The organism is Acidovorax sp. AC410, assembly GCF_979253235.1.
The window spans coordinates 5,721,372-5,741,079 of record NZ_CEEDCG010000001.1 but is presented as its reverse complement, the minus strand read 5'-3'; the positions used below and the strand labels follow the sequence as shown (position 1 = coordinate 5,741,079).

At 68.6% G+C, this 19,708-nt stretch carries 18 protein-coding genes and 1 pseudogene; 6 read left to right on the top strand and 13 right to left on the bottom strand.

Annotation, left to right across the window (positions count from 1 at the left end; genetic code table 11):
* Positions 1 to 86: 86 nt before the first annotated feature.
* Positions 87 to 1,061 (bottom strand): Bug family tripartite tricarboxylate transporter substrate binding protein, encoded by a 975-nt coding sequence (locus AC0IZS_RS26620; RefSeq protein ID WP_471638429.1) that lies wholly within the window; start codon positions 1,059 to 1,061, stop codon positions 87 to 89.
* A gap of 19 nt (positions 1,062 to 1,080) precedes the next feature.
* Positions 1,081 to 2,193, bottom strand: a complete 1,113-nt coding sequence (locus AC0IZS_RS26615; RefSeq protein ID WP_471638428.1) for an ABC transporter substrate-binding protein — start codon at positions 2,191 to 2,193, stop codon at positions 1,081 to 1,083.
* A 92-nt stretch (positions 2,194 to 2,285) separates the two neighbouring features.
* Here AC0IZS_RS26615 and AC0IZS_RS26610 point away from each other — a divergent pair, with 92 nt between their 5' ends.
* Positions 2,286 to 2,801 carry a MarR family winged helix-turn-helix transcriptional regulator gene (locus AC0IZS_RS26610; RefSeq protein WP_471638427.1) on the top strand — a complete coding sequence of 172 codons (516 nt, stop codon included), beginning with the start codon at positions 2,286 to 2,288 and terminating at the stop codon, positions 2,799 to 2,801.
* Between the two features lie 88 nt (positions 2,802 to 2,889).
* On the opposite strand, the gene AC0IZS_RS26605 is transcribed toward AC0IZS_RS26610, so the two are convergent.
* Complete coding sequence (locus tag AC0IZS_RS26605) at positions 2,890 to 3,864, bottom strand: DMT family transporter (RefSeq protein WP_471638426.1); 975 nt, start codon at positions 3,862 to 3,864, stop codon at positions 2,890 to 2,892.
* A 165-nt stretch (positions 3,865 to 4,029) separates the two neighbouring features.
* Between AC0IZS_RS26605 and AC0IZS_RS26600 the strand changes: the two genes are divergently transcribed.
* Positions 4,030 to 4,929, top strand: coding sequence for a LysR substrate-binding domain-containing protein (locus AC0IZS_RS26600; protein ID WP_471638425.1), 900 nt, complete (start codon positions 4,030 to 4,032; stop codon positions 4,927 to 4,929).
* Here AC0IZS_RS26600 and AC0IZS_RS26595 read toward each other — a convergent pair.
* Positions 4,920 to 6,902, bottom strand: a complete 1,983-nt coding sequence (locus AC0IZS_RS26595) for a sensor histidine kinase (protein WP_471638424.1) — start codon at positions 6,900 to 6,902, stop codon at positions 4,920 to 4,922. The two genes, AC0IZS_RS26600 and AC0IZS_RS26595, sit on opposite strands and share 10 nt — an antisense overlap.
* Before the next feature lie 42 nt (positions 6,903 to 6,944).
* Positions 6,945 to 7,703, bottom strand: a complete 759-nt coding sequence (locus AC0IZS_RS26590) for a DeoR/GlpR family DNA-binding transcription regulator (protein WP_471638423.1) — start codon at positions 7,701 to 7,703, stop codon at positions 6,945 to 6,947.
* Between the two features lie 73 nt (positions 7,704 to 7,776).
* On the opposite strand from AC0IZS_RS26590, the gene AC0IZS_RS26585 reads away from it, so the two are divergent.
* Together AC0IZS_RS26585 and AC0IZS_RS26580 are read left to right on the top strand one after the other, a co-directional pair.
* Positions 7,777 to 8,184, top strand: coding sequence for a DUF4406 domain-containing protein (locus tag AC0IZS_RS26585; RefSeq protein ID WP_471638422.1), 408 nt, complete (start codon positions 7,777 to 7,779; stop codon positions 8,182 to 8,184).
* On the top strand, positions 8,181 to 8,801 hold the full coding sequence (locus tag AC0IZS_RS26580) for an NUDIX domain-containing protein (RefSeq protein WP_471638421.1): 621 nt from the start codon (positions 8,181 to 8,183) through the stop codon (positions 8,799 to 8,801). Before AC0IZS_RS26585 ends, AC0IZS_RS26580 begins: the two co-directional genes overlap by 4 nt.
* Before the next feature lie 9 nt (positions 8,802 to 8,810).
* Here the strand turns inward: AC0IZS_RS26580 and AC0IZS_RS26575 are convergent, their stop codons facing one another.
* Positions 8,811 to 9,302 (bottom strand): EVE domain-containing protein, encoded by a 492-nt coding sequence (locus tag AC0IZS_RS26575; RefSeq protein WP_471638420.1) that lies wholly within the window; start codon positions 9,300 to 9,302, stop codon positions 8,811 to 8,813.
* Positions 9,303 to 9,390: 88 nt separating this feature from the next.
* On the opposite strand from AC0IZS_RS26575, the gene AC0IZS_RS26570 reads away from it, so the two are divergent.
* A complete protein-coding gene (locus AC0IZS_RS26570; protein WP_471638419.1) occupies positions 9,391 to 11,196 on the top strand; it encodes a DUF3592 domain-containing protein in 1,806 nt (601 codons plus the stop codon).
* Positions 11,197 to 11,213: 17 nt separating this feature from the next.
* Here AC0IZS_RS26570 and alkB read toward each other — a convergent pair whose 3' ends face one another.
* The 7 genes from alkB to AC0IZS_RS26535 form a co-directional block, all read right to left on the bottom strand.
* Positions 11,214 to 11,885 carry a DNA oxidative demethylase AlkB gene (gene alkB, locus AC0IZS_RS26565; protein ID WP_471638418.1) on the bottom strand — a complete coding sequence of 224 codons (672 nt, stop codon included), beginning with the start codon at positions 11,883 to 11,885 and terminating at the stop codon, positions 11,214 to 11,216.
* On the bottom strand, positions 11,882 to 12,616 hold the full coding sequence (locus AC0IZS_RS26560) for a 2OG-Fe(II) oxygenase (RefSeq protein WP_471638417.1): 735 nt from the start codon (positions 12,614 to 12,616) through the stop codon (positions 11,882 to 11,884). Before AC0IZS_RS26560 ends, alkB begins: the two co-directional genes overlap by 4 nt.
* On the bottom strand, positions 12,613 to 13,746 hold the full coding sequence (ada, locus tag AC0IZS_RS26555) for a bifunctional DNA-binding transcriptional regulator/O6-methylguanine-DNA methyltransferase Ada (RefSeq protein WP_471639581.1): 1,134 nt from the start codon (positions 13,744 to 13,746) through the stop codon (positions 12,613 to 12,615). Before ada ends, AC0IZS_RS26560 begins: the two co-directional genes overlap by 4 nt.
* 149 nt (positions 13,747 to 13,895) lie before the next feature.
* The gene (locus tag AC0IZS_RS26550; protein ID WP_471638416.1) at positions 13,896 to 16,715 is read right to left on the bottom strand and encodes a DEAD/DEAH box helicase; all 2,820 of its coding nucleotides are present in this window, start codon (positions 16,713 to 16,715) and stop codon (positions 13,896 to 13,898) included.
* A gap of 18 nt (positions 16,716 to 16,733) precedes the next feature.
* Positions 16,734 to 17,609 (bottom strand): GyrI-like domain-containing protein, encoded by an 876-nt coding sequence (locus AC0IZS_RS26545; RefSeq protein ID WP_471638415.1) that lies wholly within the window; start codon positions 17,607 to 17,609, stop codon positions 16,734 to 16,736.
* 175 nt (positions 17,610 to 17,784) lie between these two features.
* Entirely contained in the window at positions 17,785 to 18,141 is a 357-nt protein-coding gene (locus tag AC0IZS_RS26540) for a nuclear transport factor 2 family protein (RefSeq protein WP_471638414.1), read from the bottom strand.
* Positions 18,142 to 18,225: 84 nt separating this feature from the next.
* Positions 18,226 to 19,131 carry a DMT family transporter gene (locus tag AC0IZS_RS26535; protein ID WP_471638413.1) on the bottom strand — a complete coding sequence of 302 codons (906 nt, stop codon included), beginning with the start codon at positions 19,129 to 19,131 and terminating at the stop codon, positions 18,226 to 18,228.
* Positions 19,132 to 19,262: 131 nt separating this feature from the next.
* Between AC0IZS_RS26535 and AC0IZS_RS26530 the strand changes: the two are divergent.
* Positions 19,263 to 19,705: pseudogene (locus AC0IZS_RS26530) on the top strand (Lrp/AsnC family transcriptional regulator).
* Positions 19,706 to 19,708: the final 3 nt, after the last annotated feature.

The following is a 19,708-nucleotide window of genomic DNA, read 5'->3' as shown; positions in this document are numbered from 1 at the left end:
GCAAGTCGGCTGCCGCCCTGTAGGCCGGCGCCCCAGCCAGCCCCATGGATGCTTTGCGAAGGGCGCCGGCCGTCACCCCCCGGTTCTCAATCGGCCGTCAGCCCCAGGCGCTTCACGACGGGTTCCCAACGGGCCATTTCCTGAGTCAGCGTCGCCTGCGCCTGCGCGCTGGTGGTCCCCAGGGCCGTCACGTCGCTGTTTTGCAGCTTGGCACGCACGTCCGCCAGCTTCATCACCTCCTGCGCCCGTTTCGCCAGTTCGGCGATGACGGCGGGCGGCGTGCCCTTGGGGGCCTGCAGCACCAGCCGGAAGCTCACGTCCAGGCCTGGCTGCTTCAGGGCCTGGGCCAGCGTGGGAACCTCGGGCGCCAGCGGCGATGGCGTGGCCGAGGAGACGGCCAGTGCCGTGAGCTTGCCGGCCCGCACATGCGGCAGCACGGTGGGCGTGGCGAGGAAGCCGCATTGCACTTCGCCGGCCAGCACCGCCTGCGTAGCGGGCGCGGGCCCGCGGTAGGGAATGTGCTCCATGCGTGCGTGCGCCGCATCCAGGAACATTTCGGTCGCCAGGTGCCCGGGCACCCCCGGTCCACCGGATCCGTAGAGGATGCGCTCGGTCTTGCTCTTGGCCACCAATTCGCTGACCGTCTTCACGCCCACCGAAGGGTGGCACACCAGCATCTGCGAAAAGCTGCCGATGATGGAAACGTTCACCAGATCGGCCTTGGGATCGAAATCGCGGTTCTTGTAGATATGCGGGTTGACCGTGAGCACGGTGTCCGGGCTGAGGACCAGGGTGGCGCCGTCGGGTTCCGCCTTGGCTGCCGCGATGGCGGCCAGGTTGTTGCCGGCACCGGGGCGGTTGTCCACGATCACGGGTTGCTTGACCAGCTTGCCCAGTTGGTCTGCGAACAGCCGCGCCGTGATATCCGATGGGGCGCCGGGCGGCGAGCCCACGAAAAGGCGCACGGGTCCGGCGGGCCAGGCCTGTGCCAGCGCGGCGCAGGGCGCCAGCGCAATGAGGCCGATGGCGCCGGCGCTGCGGATCGTCTTGAAAATGCCCATGGATACTCCTTGTCGAATCTCAGTACATCAGCTGGCCGCGGCGGTTCACGACGCCGATGTCCACCCACTGCGTGCCAATGTTCTGGCCATTGGTGAAATCGAGCGGCAGGCCACCCAGGTCCATGCGCAACTGCCGCAGCGCGGCCGTCACCTTCTCGGGCGTGGGCGACGCGCCGGCGCGCGAGATGGCCTCCACCGCGACCTGGGCGGCCACGTAGCCGGTGAGGTGCGGGTTGGACGGCTCGGATTTTGGATAGTGGGTGCGCATGGCAGCCCGGAAGTCCCGCGTCAGGCGGGTCTTGTCGGCAGAGGCATTGGGCAGCACCTGCGCTACCCCCACGCCAATGGCCGATTCCAGGGGCGTCTTCTCGATGATGGCCTCGGCCGGCACGTAGGACATGCCATAGACCGGCGTACGGTCGGTGGCTGCACGCACGTCGCGCACCAGCGCCGCGCCGCTGTTGCGCACCAGCACCATCACATAGGCCTGCGCGCCGGTTGCCTGCAGCTGTTTGGCCGTGGCCGCGAGCTGCTCCCCGACGGGCGGCACGGGCACACGGCCGACGACCTCGAGCTTGAGCTGCGCAGCCGCTTCATTGAAGTGGCCCAGGCCGCTCTTGCCCATGGGGTTGTCCTGGTGGGCGACCGACACCTTGCGGATGCCCAGTGTGGACAGGTGCTGCAGGATGTGGCGGATCTGCGCGCGGTCGCCCGCGCTCACGTGGAAGATCCACGGGCTGCCGGGGGTGCGCATGGCCTCCGCGCCCGGGGTTGCGCCCACGGCCGGGATCTTCACGCGGTCGAGCACCTTGCTGGACTGCAGTGCCAGCACATTGGCCGAGCCGAACAGGTTGATGAAGGCCAGCGGCTTGTCGCGCGTGGCGATCATCTCGACCAGGCGCACGGTATCCTCGGGCTTGTACTGGTCGTCTTCGTGCACGAAGCGGATCTTCTGCCCGTTGACACCGCCCTTGGCATTCACGGTGTTGAAATACGCCGTGGCCCCCTCGTAGTTGCCCACGGCCGTCACGGCCAGCGGGCCCTTGGTGGGCGATACCTGGGCGATGACGATGTCCGCATGGGCAGTGGCCACCTGAAGGGCCGCGAAGAAGATGAGGGTACGAATGGGCAAGGGCTGACTCCGACGGCATATGGAACTCTGCGGAGAATTCTTGGGCCTCAGCCGATGGTTCATCTAATGAAGAAAAGAGGAGACATTCCCTGATGTTGCGCAATCCCCGTGTGCCGGACGATTTCGTGAATTATCGATTGCTGCGGCTGTTCGCACTGGCGGGCGCACCTGTCGTGCGCCTGTGCGAAGGGCGCTATGGTGTGACGCGGCGCGAATTCCGCCTGCTGTGCCTGGTGGTCGACGGCGGTCCCGTGTCCCCGTCGCGCCTGAGCGAATTGGCACACCTGGACCCGGCCCGCGCGTCGCGCGTCATCGCGGCGCTGGCCAGGAAACGGCTGGTGCGCCGCGAGGTGCAGGACGGCGACCGCCGTTTCGCGCTCGTTGCAGCCACGCGCGAAGGCGTGGCGCTGCACAAGGAACTGTTTCCGCAGATCGCCGATATCAATCGGGGGGTGGTGTCGGTGCTCGACGCGGGGCAGGTCAAGGCGCTGGATCAAATCCTGTCGGTGCTCACGCGCCACGCGGAGGTGGTGAACAGCTCCATCGTGCTGGATGTGGGCGCGGACCGCCAGCGCGGGCGGCGCAGCTCCGATGACGACCGTGCGTAAGGGCCGCCGGGCCAGACGGGCCCTGCAGTAAGTTGCATCGACCTGTAGCCGGGGCAGGCGCCATCCCCGTTCGATGGTCCTGCTGCCGTCAGCCCGCCTTGCTGGCTGCCAGTCCCTGCGGCGGCGCCACTGCGGACGCTGCCACCGGCTTGCTGCGCTTGCTGATCAGCAGCACCCCCGCCAGCACCAGCCCGGCACCCGCCATCTGCCACCAGGACAGCGGCTCGTTGAGCAGCCAGCAGCCGAAGAAGATGGTGAGCATCGGGCCCAGGTTGCCGATCAGCGCGGTGCGGGCGGCGCCGATGCGGCGGATGGCGGCCGAGGTCATGAACACCGGCAGCACGGTGGAGAAGATCGCCATGCCCAGGGCGTGCAGGTACACGGGGGCGGGCTGCGCCAGCGCCGCGACCGGTTGGGTTGCCACGAAATGCGCCAGCGTGGCCACGGTGGAGACCAGCATGGCCAGCGCGGTGAAGCGCGCCGCGCCCAGGGTGCGAATGGCCGGCTCGCTACCCGCTTGGTAGAAGGCATACGACACGGCCGAGCCGAAGACGAAGCCCGCACCGATGAGCACGGCCCGGGCATCGCCAGCCACATGCAGGTCGTGCGCAAAGGCCAGGCCGATGCCCGCGTACGACAGCAGCAGCGAGCCGATTTCACGCCGCGATGCCCGTTTGCCCATGAACAGCACGCCGATCACGATGGTGAGCGTGGGGTACATGAACAGGATCAGCCGCTCCAGGCTGGCCGTGATGTACTGCAGGCCGATGAAGTCGAGAATGCTGGCGCCGTAGTAGCCCAGGAGGCCCAGGGCCGTGACCAGCAGCCAGTCGCGCCGGGTCAGCGGTGCCAGGCTGCGGCTTGCGCGCCAGCCGACCCAGGCGAACACCGGCAGCGAGAACGCCATGCGCAGCGCAAGCAAGGTGACCGAATCGACCGGCGTGGCCTGCGGCACGGCATAGGCCAGTTTGACGAAGATGGCTTTGAACGAAAAACCCAGGGCGGCAAGAACGGCCAGGGCCAGGCCGACGCGTTCGGCGGGCCAGTGTTTCCAGGAGGGCATGGGGAATGTGGGGTTCAATGGCATGCGGTTAGCACGAACGGTATGTATGCATGCGATAGGGGAGGGAATCAGTAGGTCATGGTGCCTTGGGATGTTGCAGGGCACAATTGCTATTCTCGCAAGCATGCGTTCGTCTGTGGCGAACGATAGTGGGCACCTTTGTTCATGAACTACGACCTGACCGACCTGCGCCTGTTCGTCGCCATTGCCGAGGAACGCAACCTCACTCGCGGGGCCGCGCGGGCCTGCCTGGCGCCCTCATCGGCCAGCCACCGGCTGCGCCGGCTGGAGGATGCACTCCACACCACCTTGTTCGAGCGGCAGACCCGCGGCGTGCAGCTCACGCGGGCGGGCGAGGCGCTGCTGCGCAATGCGCGCCAGGTGCTGGCCAGCCTGGAGCAGATGCATGCCAACCTGTCGCCCTTTGCCATGGGCATCCGCGGCCACGTGAGCCTGTGGGCCAACACCCATGCCACGCACACCTTTCTGCCCGATGACCTCGCCGGCTTCCTGAGGCAGCAGCCCCAGGTCAGCGTGACGCTGGAGGAACGCACCAGCGCCGAGATCGTGGTCGCCGTGGCCAGTGGCGAGATCGAGGTGGGGGTGCTGGCGGACGGCGGCCACAGTGCGGGCGTGGAGCTGGCGCCGTACCGGCAGGACCGGCTGGTGCTGATCGTGCCCAGGGGCCACGCCTTGTCGGGGCGCGCACAGGTGGGCTTTGCCGAGGTGCTGGATTACGCCTTCGTCATGCTGCATGCGGGGTCGGCCATCCATACCTTCACGATGAATGCGGCGGCCTCCCTGGGGCGGCACCTGGACGTGCGCATCCAGGTGCGCAGCTTCGAGGCCGTCTGCCGCATGGTGGGTGCCGGCGTGGGCATCGGCCTAGTGCCGCGCAGCGCGGTCAAGCTGGCAGGCCTGGCGGACCCGCCGGTGGTGGTGGCCATGGACGAGCCCTGGGCCCAGCGCGACCTGCAGATCTGCGTGCGCAAGGGGGTCGAGCTCTCGGGTTTCGCCGCTGCGCTGGTCGGGCATTTGCGGCGCAGCGGCAGCGGTCAACCCTGATGCCGGTTGTCCGCCGCAAGCCTGGCTTCGGGAGGGGCGTGGGCAGAGGCTTTCGGCTGCCTCATCGGCAGCCACAGCGTAAAGCGGGTTCCCGCGGGGCCTGAACTCCACGCCACCGTGCCACCGATCGCCTGGGCGCGGCGCTGCTGGTTGCGCAGGCCCCTGCCGGCTGCCTGCGCGTGGGCCCGCTCCACGTCGAAGCCCCAGCCGTTGTCCTCGATGACCACCTCGATGCCGCCCTCGACCTGGTCGGTGCGAAAGCGGATCTCGGTCGCCCGCGTGTGGCGCAGGACGTTGGCCACGGCTTCCTGCACGATGCGCAGGATATGCAGTGCGCTGGACGGGTCCAGCCATGGCAGCGCGGGCACGTCCTGCACCTCCCAGCGCAACGCGACGCCCGCGCTCTCGATGCGCGGCCCCATCCGAAAGCGCAGCGTGGCCAGCAGCAGCAGCAGGTCGGCGTCCACCGGCTCCATCGAGTCGATGGCCAGCTTCAGGTCGTCCATGCAATCGGCGAGCACCTGGGCCATCTGCTCGTCCGTCAGCGTGCCGTCCCTGACCGAGCGGATGGCGCTGGTGAGCGAGGAACCCAGGCCGTCGTGCATGTCCTGCATCAGGCGCTGGCGCTCCTTGCTCAGCGTCTGCTCATGCTCCGCTGCCCTCAGCGCCTGGTAGCTGCGTTCCAGCTCGGCCTCGCGCGCGGCGAGCCGTTCGGCCAGGCCTGCGTTGACCCGCTGCACCTCGGTGATGGCCCGCACGTAGCGGCGCAGCATGATGAACATGAAGACGGCCAGGTACAGAACCGCGGCGTAGGGTGTGAGATAGAACCATTCCAGATCCAGCAGTTGCTGGGCCTTGAACCAGTCGTAGATGCCCAGGCCCACGGCCGCAGCGACGCTGGCGCTCAGCAGCAAGCCGTCCGTCGACCGGCTGCGCCACGAGTGCCACAGGCCGGCGGCCACCACGGTGAGGACCAGCGCGATCTGCAGCATCTGCAGCCCCGGGCGCAGCAGCACCAGTGCGGGCAGCGGCAGCCCCAGTGGCAGCGTCAGCGCGGTGACCAGCGCCGTCAGCGCCAGCAGGGTGCGGGTCAGCCATGGCATGGCACGCCCGTGCAGCAACTGCAGGAAGGCGTGGATGACCACGATCTGCCAGCCGAGCGCATTCAGCGTGATCCACCCGAACCAGGCGTCGCTCACCGGCAGCCGTTCCAGCCCGCTGTGGAAATGCCAGCGCCGCACCACCTGCAGCAGCGAGAAGCTGGCCAGCAGCAGGTACAGGGGGTCCTGGCGGCGCCACAGCCACACGCCGAAGCAAAACAGCGCCACCGCAAGAAAGGCCGAGCTGCTCATGAAGGGCAGCTGGAACTCCAGCCATTCGCGCACGGTGTAGTGCGACAGCAGGGCGTTGGTGTCGCCCACATAGAACGACGAGAGCCCGCCGCCCGCGCCCTGCAGGCTGTCCAGGCGGATGAGGATCTCCCGCGGCAGGGCCGCCAGCGGCGTCTGGTTCAGCGGCAGCAGCAGGCCCGGGTGGCGAAAAAGGTTCCAGTTCGGGCTGCCCAGGGACCGGTGGATCAGCCGGCCGTCCGCGTACACCGCGATCTGGCCCGCAGTCTGCCAGCGCTTGAGGTAGAAATGGGCCGTGCCGCCGGGCGGTGCCATGTCCGGCACCTGCACGCGGAACCAGCGGGTCGACACGCGTGGCGTGCCGCCAGCCGGGATGATCTGGCGCGCAAAGACAAAGGGCAGCGCCACCTCGCGCCAGTCCGCGCCCAGGGCTTGCCAATCGGTGTGCTCTTGCAGCGGCGCCGGCGAACCTGGTAGCTCCAGCTCCTGCGCGGATGTGAAATGCACGACCGGGAGTGGTTGCGCCTGCACGCCGGCCACGCCCAAGGCCATCGCCAGCAGGCAGGCCAGCACCCATCGCAGCCGGCAGAAAGTGGCCAGGAGCCTGTCTCCTAGAAATCGCATGGCGGCATTGTGCATGCTGCGCGCAACCGCGCATGCGGGGCCTCAGTTTGCCAGGACGAGGTCCACGCCCGTGGCCCGCAATGCCTTCTGGACCTGGGCAGGTGCAGCAGCCGGCACGACCAGGGCGCTCAGCTCCTTGAGTTCGGCGATGCCAAAGGGCGAGGCCGCTCCGAGCTTGTCGGTGGATGCCAGCACCACGGTCTCTGCTGCGCGCTGGTGCAGGGCACGCTTGACGGCGGCCTCCTCGAAATCGCCGGTGGTGAGGCCGGCTTGGGCATGCACGCCGGTCACGCCCATCAGGAACAGGTCGGCGCGCAGCCGAGCGGCCGCTTCCACCACGCTGGCACCCACGTTCACCATCGAGTGCCGGTACAGGCGCCCGCCCAGGCTCAGCACCTCGATGTGTGCATGGCCGATCAGTGCGGCTGCCACCACGGGGCTGTGGGTCACCACCGTGGCGCGCAGGTTGAGCGGCAGGTGCTGCACCACCTGCAGCGAGGTGGTGCCGCCATCGAGGATGACCACCTGGCCGGGCCGCACCAGTGCCGCCCCGGCACGCCCGAGCAGGCGCTTTTCGTCGGGTGCGAGGTCCTTGCGCACCTGCAGGTCGCCCACGGCGGCCGAGGCGGGCAGGGCGCCGCCGTGTACCCGCTGCAGCTTGCCCTCCGCAGCCAGCTCGCGCAGATCGCGCCGCACCGTGTCTTCGGAAATGCCCCATTCGTCGCTGAGCGCCTTGGCCACGACCTGGCCATCGCGCTGCAAGCGCTGGAGGATGAGCTGCTTGCGTTGGGTGGTGAGCATGGCGGGGGTGGTTGTTTGCGTGAAATTAAATGAAAGTGCATGATACTGCACGAATGTGTTTTTGGAGAATCCCATGCATGATCCCCTGGCGATCGACCGCCCCTTGCTCGTGCTCATCGCCGGCCCCTACCTGTCGGGCACCGATGGCGACCCCGGGCGCATTGCCGCCAACCGCGCCCGGCTGGAGGCCGCGGCGCTGCCCATCTACCAGCGCGGCCACCTGCCGATGCTGGGCGAGTGGCTGGCCTTGCCCATCATCCATGCGGCCGGCGGCCGAACGCATGGGGATGCCGTGTTCCATGCCTACCAGTACCCGGTGGCAGAGCGCCTGCTGGCGCGCTGCGACGCGGTGCTGCGCCTGCCGGGCGCATCGCGCGGTGCCGATAGGGACGTGGCATGGGCGCAGGCCCTGGGTTTGCCGGTCTACCACCATATCGACGAACTGCCGGTGCACCAGGCTGCAGAGGGGGTGGCGGCATGAAACGGCCCCAGCCCATGCCACTGCCGGGTGATGCCGAGAACGTCCGGCTGCTGGATAGCGAGGTGCTGTCGGACAGCTGGTACACCCTGCGCAAGATCAGCGTTGAGCTGCGCCGCCGCGACGGCCAGTGGCAGCGGCTGAGCCGCGAGGCCTATGACCGCGGCAACGGCGCCGTGCTGCTGCTGTGGGACCCCGTGCGCCGCACGGTGGTGCTGACGCGCCAGTTCCGTCTGCCGGCCTTCCTGAATGGCTCACCCGACGGCCAGTTGATCGAAGCCTGCGCCGGCCTGCTCGATGGCGACGAGCCCGAGGCCTGCATCCGCCGCGAGGCAGAGGAGGAGACCGGCTACCGCATCCGCACACCGCGCAAGCTGTTCGAGGCCTACATGAGCCCGGGCTCGGTGACCGAGAAGCTGCACTTCTTCGTGGCGGAGTACGAGCCCGGCGACCGCGTGCGCGCGGGCGGCGGCGTGTTGGATGAGGGCGAGGACATCGAGGTCATCGAGATGCCCCTGGCCGAAGCCCTGACCGCCATCGCCTCGGGCCGCATCCAGGATGGCAAGACCATCATGCTGCTGCAGCATGTGGCGCTGGTGCTTGCGCAAAGCACCGTCTGATGCCCGGTGTCAGCCTTTGCCGTCCAGCAGCGCGACGATCTGGTTCCAGTGGGATTCATCCACGGGCGTGATGGACAGGCGGCTGCCTTTTTGCAGCACGCGCAGGTCGGCCAGCTCGGGGTGTTGGCGCAACTCGGGCAGGCCCAAAAGGCGCGTCTTGCGCACAGCCTGCACGTCCAGCAGCAGCCAGCGCGGCGCGTCGGGCGGTGACTTGGGGTCGTGGTAGGGCGATGCGGGGTCGAACTGCGTGGGGTCGGCCCGCGTACCCGATGCCACGCGGGCAATGCCGACGATGCCGGGCTCGGCGCAGCTCGAGTGGTAGAACAGCACGCCGTCGCCCACCTGCATGCCGTCGCGCATGAAGTTGCGCGCCTGGTAGTTGCGCACGCCGGTCCAGGGCACGGTGGCCTTCGGCGCGGCCAGGGCGTCGTCGATGGAGCATTCCTCTGGCTCGGACTTCATGAGCCAGTGGCGGGGGGTGGCGCTGGAGGGGGATGTCATGGCACCATTCTGGCAAAGAGCCCATTCGACCGCAAAACATCCGTGAGGGAAAGGCGCTGCCGCCCAGGCTGGGGCAGCGATACCAGCGATGCCAGAGCCATCCGACACCCCCAAAAGCAATGGTAAAGGCAAGAGCAAGGGCCCCGGCACCTGGGTGCTGGCGCTGTTCGGGCTGCCCTTTGCGGCCGTGGGCGTGGGCCTGTTGCTGCTCAGCGTGCTGCCCACGCTGTATGACTGGTCGCTCATGCAGGGCTGGCAGCCCGTGCAGGCCACGCTGGCATCGGCCGAGACGGTGGCCAGCCGCGGCAGCAAGTCCACCACCTACAGCGTGAAAGCCGAGTACCGCTACCGCGTGGCGGGGCAGGAGTACACCGGGCGCCGCGTGGCCATCGGCTCGGGCAGCGACAACGTGGGCGAGTTCCAGAAGGAACTGGGCGCCCGGCTGGAAGAGGCGCAGCGCAGCGGCACACCGGTGCAGGCCTGGGTGAACCCCGACAACCCGGCCGAGGCAGTGTTGGACAGGAGCCTGAGGCTGGGCATGCTGGTCTTCAAGCTGGTGTTTGCGCTGGTGTTCGGCGGAGCGGGCCTGGGCATCATGCTGTTCGCATGGCGCATCCGGTCCGTGCTGTCCAGCGAGGAACGGGTGGCAGAGCGGACCTGGGAGGCACGCCCCTGGGAGTCCCGCCCCGAGTGGAAGGACAACCGCATCCGGGCGCGCCGGCGCATCGGGCGGTGGGTGCTGTGGGTTCTGGCCCTGGTGTGGAACGGGGTGGCGCTCCCCATGGCCGCCATGGTGGTGCCGCGCACGCTGGAGCGCGGCGACCCTCTGCTGGCGGGCGCCTTGCTGCTGTTTCCATTGGCTGGGCTGGCCCTGCTGGTCTGGGCGGTGCGCGCCACGCTCCACGCACGGCGCTATGGTGACCTGCGGCTCACGCTCGACCCATTCCCGGGGTCCATCGGCGGGCACTTCGGCGCCAGCCTGGCGGTGCCCGTGCCGTACGAGGCGGGGCTGCGCTTTCTGGCCACGTTGCAATGCGAGGAGCACACCCGCACCCGCTCGGGCAACAAGACCACCTACAGCAGCCGCACCCTGTGGCAGGTGCGCGGCCTGGCGCAGGTGGAGCCGCAGGCCGAGGGCGTGCGCATCGCTTTCCGCTTCGACGTGCCGGCGCACCTGCCCGCGACGGAAGAGCCGGGCAGCGAATACCACGAATGGCGTGTGGAAGTGCGAAGCGTGCCGGGCAGCACCGGCGACAACGCGGCGCCGGGTTTCGTGCAGAGCTTCGAAGTGCCGGTGTACATCACGGGCCAGAAGTCCGTCTGGCTGCAGCACGATGCGGCGCAGCACCCGCAACTGGGCGAGGTGGCCAAGACGGACGAAGAGGACGTCTCGGACGTGGAGCAGGTGCCCGGCGGCGTGCGGCTGTACTTCCCCTATGGCCGGCGCTGGAAGCTGATGCTGGCGCTGCTCGTGTTTGGCGCCGTCTTTGCGGGCGCGGGCACCTTGCTGTGGAACAGCGAGGCACCGCTGCTGTTCAGCGCACTTTTCGGCGGCATTGGCTGGCTGGTCGTACTGAGTGCGCTCTACGGCCTGGGCAACAGCCTCACGGTACACCTGGATCGCCAGGGCCTGCACACCGAGCGGCGCCTGCTGGGGCTCCTGAGTTTCAAGAGCGAGGCAACGGCGAGCGAGATTGCCCGCCTGGAGCTCAAGGAGAGCTATTCCACCGAAACCGGTGGCCAGAAGGAAACCTATTACCGCCTGCAGGCCGTGCTGACCAGCGGCAAGAGCATCACCGTGGCCGACAGCCTGCGCGGCAAGGCGGCGGCGGGGCAATTGCTGTCGTCGCTGTGCCGCCAGACGGGCTATACCAAGGGATCAGCGCCAGGTTGAGGGGATGTTGACCAGCCTCACCCCGCCTTGCGGAAGGTCAGGTTGATGCGGAAAGCGCCGGTCAGCGGGTGCATGGCCGCGGCCAGCGGCATCACGCCGTGGTAGCGCAGGCGCGCCGGGCCACCCCAGACCACCACGTCGCCATGGGCCAGGGGAATGCGCTGGGGCTTGTCGGCCCGCGCATCGCCACCGAACAGGAACACGGCAGGGATGCCCAGCGACACCGAAACGATGGGGTGGTCATAGCTGCGCTCGTCCTTGTCCTGGTGCAGCGACAGGCGCGTGCCGGGGGCGTAGCGGTTGATGAGGCAGGCGTCGGGTTCGAAACCGGCAAAGCCTGCGGCATCGGCTGCCTCGCGCGCCAGGGTGGCGAACACGGTGGGCAGGGGTGGCCAGGCGCGGCCGGTCAGCGGATCGGCCCGGCCATAGCGGTAGCCGCTGCGGTCGGAGATCCAGCCCAGCGGGCCGCTGTTGGTCATGGCCACCGACATGCGCTGGCCGCCGGGCGTTTCGAGGTGGCGGAATGGGGCGTGGGCGGTGATCGCGCCCACGGCCTGCAGCAGAGAAGGCGCCACGCCGAGTGCAAAGCCGCGCAGCAGCACGGCACCGGGCGCCAGCGGTTCGCGCGTGCCTGCCTGTTGCCCCAGCAGCAAGGCCTCTTCGTCGTCGCTGAACAGGTTCAGGGTCATGTCGCGTCGTGGAAGATGATGCCGGCCGTGTGCCGCATCCCTGACCGCAGGCGGCTCACGCCATGGCGCATGTTCACGCGGTAGGGCCCGCGCGCGCCGTTGACCGGGCGGTGGTGTACCGCGAACACCACGGCATCGCCCTGGCGCAGCGGCACCACCTCGGCACGCGACTGCATGCGTGGGCGCTGCTCGGTGAGCACGAATTCGCCGCCCGTGAAGTCGCGGCCCGGCTCCGACAGCAGGATCGCCACCTGCAGCGGAAACACATGCTCACCGTATAGGTCCTGGTGCAGGCAGTTGAAGTCGCCCGCCTCGTACTGCAGCAGCAAGGGCGTGGGGCGCACCTGGCCGGCCGCGTGGCAGCGGTCGATGAAATCGGCATGCGTGGCCGGGTAGCGGGTGGCGATGTCCATCACCGCATTCCAGTGGTTGGCCGTGGGGCACAGGTGCGGGTACAGCGCCTCGCGCAGCCCGGCTACCAGTGGCGGCAGCGGGTAGGCGAAGTACTGGTACTCGCCTTTGCCAAAGCCGTGGCGGGCCATCACCACGCGGCTGCGAAAAAGGCCTTCCGTGGCATACAGGCCGGCCAGGTCCTGGCACTCGCCCGGGCTGAGCAGGGCGGGGAGAATGGCCGCGCCCTCGGTGTTCAGGGTGTCTGTCACCGTGGCCCAATCCATGGCACCGGCGCGGGCTGCCCAGTCGGTGGTCTGTTCGGGAAGGCGGGCATTCATGCGGGCTGGCCTTCGGTCTCGCCGTGCGTGGCCTGCCGCTGCTCGCGGTCCAGCAGGGCCTGCTTGCGCTCCACGCCCCAGCGGTAGCCCGACAGCGCGCCATCGTTGCGCACCACCCGGTGGCAGGGGATGGCCACGGCCAGGGCATTGGCGGCGCAGGCCTGGGCCACGGCACGGGCCGCCGTGGGGGAGCCGATGCGCTGGGCAATCTCGGCATAGCTGGCCGTCTCGCCAGCGGGAATGGCCTGCAGCGCCTGCCACACCCGTTGCTGGAAGGCGGTGCCCTGCACGTCGAGTGGCAGGGCGAGGCCGAGGCCCGGGGCCTCGACAAAGGCCACCACCTGCGCCACCAGCGTGTCGAAGCTGCGGTCGTCGCCCACCAGGTGGGCCTGGGGAAAGCGGTCCTGCAGGTCCTGGGCCAGCACCTGGGCATCGTCGCCCAGCAGGATGGCGCACACGCCGCGCGCGCTCTGCGCCACCAGGATGGCGCCCAGCGAACACTGCGCAATCGCAAAGCGGATGGTGACCTGCTTGCCGCCCGCCTGGTAGCGCGTGGGCGTCATGCCCAGCACGCCATCGGCCTCTTCGTAGAAGCGGCTGGCGGTGTTGTAGCCGGCATTGAAGATGGCATCGGTCACGCTGCTGCCTGCCACCGGCGCGGCCAGCTCGCTGCGCACCCGCCGCGCGCGCTGGGCGGCGCCATAGGCCTTGGGCGTGAGGCCCGTGGCCTGCTTGAAGATGCGGTGAAAGTGGTGGGCGCTGATGCCCATGCGGCCGGCCAGTTCGTCCAGCGTGGGCGGGGTTTCGGCCGCCTCGATGATGCGGCAGGCCTCGGTGACCAGGGCCGCATGGTGCGCCACGGGCGACGCCTGGGTCGGCTTGCAGCGCTTGCAGGGGCGAAAGCCGGCCTGCTCCGCGTCAAGTGTGCTGGCATGGAAGCGCACGTTTTCGGGCAACGCCGGCCGTGCGGCGCAGCTCGGGCGGCAGTAGACGCCGGTGGTCTGCACCGAGTAGTAGAAAGTGCCGTCGGCCCCGGCATCGCGCGCGCGCACCGCCACCCAGCGCGGATCGGCCAGGGTGGCTGCGGCCTGGGCGGCCTTGGTGGCCCTGGAGAGGCGGGTTGGCGGCATGGTGCTGTCAGCGGTGGCGGTGGAATGCATGGGGGGCCTCGCAAAGGGAATGGAGATGGCCTGACTGTAGAAACAGCCTGCGATCCACGCACCCCGAAGCTTGCTTTTGAATTCTGCACCTATGCCGCATGGCAGGGGTGGCAGTGGGGTCAGGGATCGGGTACGAACGGCCGGGGTCTGCGCAGCCCCGTCCCGCCCCAGCGTTTGGCGTCCTCGCCGGGTATCGCCAGCGGGTTGTTCTGCGGCTCCGACAGCGGCGCCAGCAGGGCGTGCAGGTCGGCCTCGCTGAACTTCACGGCACCCTCGGCATCGTGCCCCAGCACGCCCTGGGCCAGCGCGGCCTTGCGCGCCTGCAGCTCCAGCATGCGTTCTTCGATGCTGCCTTCCACCACCAGCTTGTAGACGAACACCGGCTGGTCCTGCCCGATGCGGTGGGCGCGGGCAGTGGCCTGCTCCTCCACGGCGGGGTTCCACCACGGGTCCATGTGGATCACGGTGTCGGCGGCCGTGAGGTTCAGGCCCACGCCGCCGGCCTTGAGGCTCACCAGCAGGATGGGCGGGCTGGTCCCGTCCTGCGCCTGGAACTGCCGCACCACGGCGCCACGCTGTCGCGGCGGGGTTTCGCCCGTGAGGCTCAGGAACGGCAGCTCCAGCGTCTGCAACTGCCCGGCCACCAGGTTGAGCATTTCGGTGAACTGCGAGAACACCAGCACGCGCCGGCCTTCGGCGACCAGTGCGGGCAGCATGTCGGCCAGCAACTCGAGCTTGGCGCGCTCCATTCCGGCAGAGGTCTTGCTGCCTTTGACCAGGCGCGGGTCGCAGCACACCTGGCGCAGCTTGAGCAGGGCGTCGAGGATGGTGATCTGCGCGCCATCGAAGCTCTCGCGCTCCAGCACGCGGCGCACCCGCTTGTCAGCGGTGGCGCGCACGGCTTCGTACAGCTCGCGCTGCTTGCCCTGCAGCTGCACGCGCTGGATCACCTCGGTGCGTGGGGGCAGCTCGGTGGCCACGTCCTGCTTGCGCCGGCGCAGGATGAAGGGGCGCACGCGCTGCGAGAGCAACTGCGCGCGCAGGGTTTCGCCGTTTTCCTCGATGGGCTTGCGCCAGCGCGCGTTGAAGCTGCGCACGTCGCCCAGGAAACCCGGCATGAGGAAGTCGAACTGCGCCCACAGCTCGCCCAGGTGGTTTTCCAGCGGCGTGCCGGTCAGGCACAGCAGGTGCGGGGCCTGCAGGCGGCGCAGGGCGCGCGCGCTGCGGCTGCCGGCGTTCTTGACCATCTGGGCTTCGTCCAGGATCAGGAGGTGAAAGGCCTGTGCCGCCAGCGCCTCCACGTCGCGCCAGAGCAGGGGGTAGGTGGTGAGCACCAGGTCGTACTCGGCAATGCCGGCAAACAGCTGGCCCCGCTCGGGCCCGTGCAGGGCCAGCAGGCGCAGGCCGGGCGCCATGCGCTGGGCCTCGGCCTGCCAGTTGAACAGCAACGAGGTGGGCAGCACCACCAGGGCAGGGCGGGTGAGGCGGCCGGATTCCTTTTCCACCAGTATGTGGGCCAGGGCCTGCGCGGTCTTGCCGAGGCCCATGTCGTCGGCCAGGATGCCGCCCAGGCCCTGCGCGCGCAGGTACTGCAGCCAGGCCAGGCCTTCGAGCTGGTAGGGGCGCAACTGCACCTGCAGGCCTTGGGGCGCCGGCACGGGCTGGGGCTCGCCGATGGCCTTCAGGCGTTTGGCCAACTGGGACAAGCCGATATCGCCCTGCAGCTGCCAGTCATTGGCGCCATCCACCCGATGCACCTGGACCAGGCCGGCGCGCAGGGCTTCGAGCCGGCGCAATTCCCAGACGCCCAGGCGCAGCGGGTCGCCGTCCCGGCGCTGGTTGCGCTCGGGGTCGGTGAGCAGGTCGACCATGGCGCCCACGATGGCCTTGAGCGGGCCGGCGGGCGCGTCGATGCGCCGCCCGCCGGGGGCGCGCAGCGAAATGATCTCCAGGTCATCGATGCGCGCCATGCGCCGCGCGATGAGCCAGCGCGCGTCGCGTTTGAGCAGATCGGCCAGCATGGGCGCCAGGTCCAGCGTCTCGCCATCGATCTCGATGCCCAGGCTGAGCAGCCAGGCGCCTTCGCGCGCGGGCAACTGCAGCTTTTGCACCGGCCGCTCGCGCGGGCCCACGGGGCCGGCCAGCTCCTTGCCCAGCAGCTCGCCGGTATCGGGGGCGATGAGGAGCTTCCAGCGCTGCACGGGCACGCTTTCATGCGCAAAGCCGGGCCGCACCACCACGCTCCAGCCCTTGGCCGCAAGGCGCGGCACCTGCTCGGCCCAGAAGTCGCCGAAGAAGGCCTCCTGCGCCAGCGTCCACAGGGGCCCCAGATTGGCCGCGGCATCGCGGTTGCGCCATTGCAGGGTGCGGGCGTCCAGGGGCTGCAGGCCCAGGTCCCAGACCAGGTCCATGGCGTCGGCCTCACCCGCGAGGTCGCGCTGCATGCGCACCACGGGGCCGCCGGTGTCGTACAGGTCCTGCAGCGGTGCCGGGCGCGAGTTGAGGATGGAGGTGGGCGCCGGCGCCTGCCAGGCAATGGTGGCCTGGGGCGTGTCTTCGAGCCGGTAGGTCCAGTCGATCTGCGCCAGCGTCACGCTGTCGCCGCGTGGGCCCATCTTGCCCTGGGGCTTGAGGCCCAGCAGCCCCTCGCCCCGGCCCAGGGTCATGAGGGTGAGGCGTGGCTGGAAATGGCCGGCGGCAATGCCCGGTGGCAAGGCGGGCCGCGCAGGGGAGGGCGGCTGAGCGGCCTCGCCGTCGCCCCGCATCAGACCCATCACGCGCGCGGCCTCGGCGTCCGTCAGCGGGGGCAGGGCCTTGAGCGCGGTCGCATCTGCCTGGCGGCGCAGGGCGGTCACCCAGGCGGCGATCACCGCCTGGCGGTCGAAGCGCGGGGGGATGGGTTCTGCGGGGGCGGGAAAGGGGTCACCGGAACGTGTCACTGGGCGGTGATTGTGCCCTCAGTCTCCAAGCACGGGAACGGCGTAGTGCATGACGGACGCGTCCGAGCCGCCCTGGTAGCCCGGCCCATAGATTTCCAGGTCCGCACCGCCGCTGTGGCGCTGTTCGGACCCCGCCAGCCAGTTGGCGTAGATGTAGTTGACCGTGTGGTTCACGTTCTCCGGCGCGCCCCGGTGCTCGAAGGTCGCGTAGCGGGCGGCCGGCACTTCAAAATGCGCCATGCCCTCGGGCAAGTCGCCGGCTTGCGAGACCTCGATGGCGGCGTGGTACAGCAGCAGGTCCGAGGTGCTCGCGGTCTGGCTCACCACGCCATAGCAGACCCCGGGCACCCGGTGCGGGATTTCTGCCAGCCGGGGCATGAAGCCCGCCCACAGCGGGGGCAGCTTCTGGCCCAGGTTGTCCTTGTCGGAATCCGCGCCATAGAAATGGGTCGCCAGCCCCACGAGTTGCAGGGGCGGGCGCTCGCGGATGTCGGGGGTGAGCGACAGGTTGCGGTCCAGCTGGCGCAGGTAGTCTTCGTCGAACTGGATCTTCTTCACGAAAAGGCTGCGCCTGCCGAACTTGCGGTACTGGTTGGGCGTGAGCTCGAAACAGGCCTTGAAGGCCCGCGTGAAGCTCTCCTGCGTGCCGTAGCCGGCCGCCAGGGCAATATCCAGAATGCCCAGGCGCGTGTTCAGCAACTGGTCCAGCGCCTTGGCGAAGCGCCGCGAGCGGATATAGGTCTTCAGCGTCTCGTTGGTCAGGGCCTTGAAGATGCGCTGGAAGTGCCACTGGCTCAGCCCCGCCGCCTGCGCCACCTCCGAAAGGGCAATGTCGGTATCGAGGTGCGCTTCGATAAAGTCGATGCCGCGCTGGATGCGGTGCAGGTAGAACATACGGGGCACTAGTGTCCTGAGTTGGAAGTTCGTTGAAGAAAGAAATCTGCCGAAATCGCTGCCAAGCTAGGCGAAAAGCGCAGACATGCCGTGCGCATGGCGAGCATTTGCAACGACGCCTGGCGGGGATTGTCGGTAGATTTATTCAACGAATTTCTAACTCGGGACACTAGATTCAGGGGGTGTCGTAGAAGCCAGTCATGGCCACCAGCTTACCCTGGCTGTTGTACTGGCCAAAGCTCACGCCTTCCCCCATCACTGCGCCGCTGCCGTCGTGCATCTTCCACTGGGCCATGCAGACGTTGTGGTGGCTGGCGAAACGCTCGGTCACGAAGTAGGCACCGGGCAACTGCTGGTGAAAGCCCTGCATGGTCTGCGCCAGCGCCTCCCAGCCCGAGGCCACGCCCAGCGGGTCGGTGTAGGTGCAGTGTTCGTCCAGGCTGGCGGCGAACAGGGCCTGCTTTTCAGCGGGTGTGGGGGCCTTCCATGAGGCGACGTAGGTCTCCCAGGTGGTTTGCTGTGCGTGGTCCATGTGTGCTCCTTGGGGTGAATAGAAGCTGCCAATGGTGCCCATCGCCGCATCCGGGCTTTGACATTTTGTGCTTATCTCACCTGCCTATTTCACACCCTGCGTTGCGGGCTCCGTGGTCGTCGCCCGCGGCCGGTGGCCCAGCAGGTTCATCGCTGCGGCGGCCAGCAGGATGGCGGCTGCTCCGAACCACTGGGCGGGCTGCAACCGGTGGCCGAAGGCGATGAAATCTACCGCAATCGCCACCACCGGGTAGATGAAGGACAGCGCGCCCTGCAGGTAGGTGGGCAGCTTCTGCACCGCGCCGTAGAGCAGGATGTACATCAGCCCGGTATGCACCACGCCCACGGTGACCAGCAGCAGCCAGGTGCGCGCATCCTGGGGCAGCGTCCCGAAGTTGGCGAACGGCGCGAGCATGAGCACGCCCACGCAGACCTGCACCAGCGCGATCAGGTGCGGCGGTGTGCCCGTGAGCCGCTTGGCGATCACCGAGGCCACGGCCCAGAAGAAGGCCGCGCCCAGCGCCATGGCAATGCCCAGCGCATAGTTGCTGCCCGCATCGCTGGCAACAGGGCGCGCCTGCACGATGAGCAGCATGCCGCCAAAGGCCAGCGCCAGCCAGCCGAGCTTGGGCAAGGTGACGCGTTCGCCGAAGAGCAGGGCCCCAAAGGCCACCAGCATGAAGGGCTGGGTGTTGTAGACCGCCGTGGCAATCGAGATGGAGGCATGCGAGTAGGCGCCGAACAACAGCAGCCAATTGGTGACGATGGCCACGCCGCCGAGCGCGGCCCAGGCCGCCTGGCGCCAGGTCAGCACGCCACGCAGTATGCCCATCGCCGCGCAGACCAGCGCCAGCGTGACCGCGCCGAAGGCGCAGCGCCAGAACACCACGTCGAGCGCGGCCTGTCCCGATTGCACGACGAACCAGCCGATCGTGCCCGAAATGGCCATCGCACCGCTCATCTCCAGCGTGCCCTGTGTCTTCTTGTCCATCACCGTTCCACCTTGTACTCAGATGCAACGAGTGTAGAAAAATGGTGGTGCCAGGTGAATGGTCAAAACAAGTCGATTGTTCAGATAGTCCTCATAATCGAAGGCATGGTTTGAAATTGGAGTAATTTTCCATGGACCTGGTCGATCAATCCATTCTGTCGGTGTTGCACGCGGATTCGCGCACCTCGCTCAAGCTGCTGGCCGAGCGCGTGGGCCTGTCGGCACCCAGCGTGTCCGAGCGGCTGCGACGGCTGGAGGAACGCGGGGTGATACGCGCCTTCACCCTCGACATCGAGCCGCGCGCCCTGGGCTACCAGCTGCAGGCCATCGTGCGCATCAAGCCGCTGCCGGGGCAACTGGCAGCGGTGGAGGCGCTGATACGCGATACACCCGAGTTCTGCGAGTGCGACAAGGTGACGGCGACGACTGTTTCATCGCCCGCGTCTACGTGCGCTCCATCGAGCAGCTCGACGGCGTGCTGGACCGCATCGCCGACAAGGCCCAGACCAGCACCGCCATCGTCAAGGCGCAGACCATCCGGCGCCGGCCGCCGCCCTGGAATTTTGGCGGCTGAACG